Annotated in this window: 1 pseudogene; it reads right to left on the reverse strand. The window is 71.1% G+C overall.

The features are described 5' to 3' along the window. Positions 1 to 889 (reverse strand): annotated as a pseudogene (locus tag IEZ05_RS36110) (2-oxoacid:acceptor oxidoreductase subunit alpha); the annotation flags it as partial.

An 889-nucleotide genomic window follows, 5' to 3' on the forward strand; every position in this document is an offset into this window, starting at 1 on the left:
CGCCTTGAACGGCATGCCGTTGACCTGGTTGTACGGGCGGGCGTCGACCAGGTACCGGGCCCGGATGAGCGTGGCGAGCTGCCCGAGGTTCATCTCGGGGACCACCACCTTGTCGTAGCCCTTCAGGACCGGGCCCAGATTGTGCGGGAAGGGGTTGAGGTGGCGCAGGTGGGCCTGCGCGATCGGCTCCCCGGCCGCCCGCAGCCGCCGCACCGCCGCCGTGATCGGCCCGTACGTCGAGCCCCAGCCCACAACGAGGGTGCGCGCACCGTCCGGGTCGTCGACCTCCAGGTCGGGGACCTGGATGCCGTCGATCTTGGCCTGGCGGGTGCGGACCATGAAGTCGTGGTTGGCCGGGTCGTAGGAGATGTTGCCCGTGCCGTCCTGCTTCTCGATACCGCCGATCCGGTGCTCCAGACCCGGCGTGCCCGGCACCGCCCACGGACGGGCCAGGGTCTGCGGGTCCCGCTTGTAGGGCCAGAACACCTCGGTGCCGTCGTCCAGCGTGTGGTTCGGTCCCTGCGCGAACCGCACCGCCAGATCCGGCAGCTCGTCCAGCTCCGGAATCCGCCACGGCTCGCTGCCGTTGGCCAGGTAGCCGTCGGACAGCAGGAACACCGGGGTGCGGTAGACCAGCGCGATCCGCGCCGCCTCCAGGGCCGCGTCGAAGCAGTCCGCCGGAGTACGCGGCGCCACCACGGGCACCGGGGCCTCGCCGTTGCGGCCGTACATCGCCTGCAGCAGATCCGCCTGCTCGGTCTTGGTCGGCAGCCCCGTCGACGGACCGCCGCGCTGGATGTCCACGATCAGCAGCGGCAGCTCCAGCGACACCGCGAGACCGATGGTTTCGCTCTTGAGTGCGACGCCGGGACCGGAGGTGGTGGTGACC

It is taken from the genome of Streptomyces flaveolus (assembly GCF_014648815.1).
GTDB lineage: Bacteria > Actinomycetota > Actinomycetes > Streptomycetales > Streptomycetaceae > Streptomyces > Streptomyces flaveolus.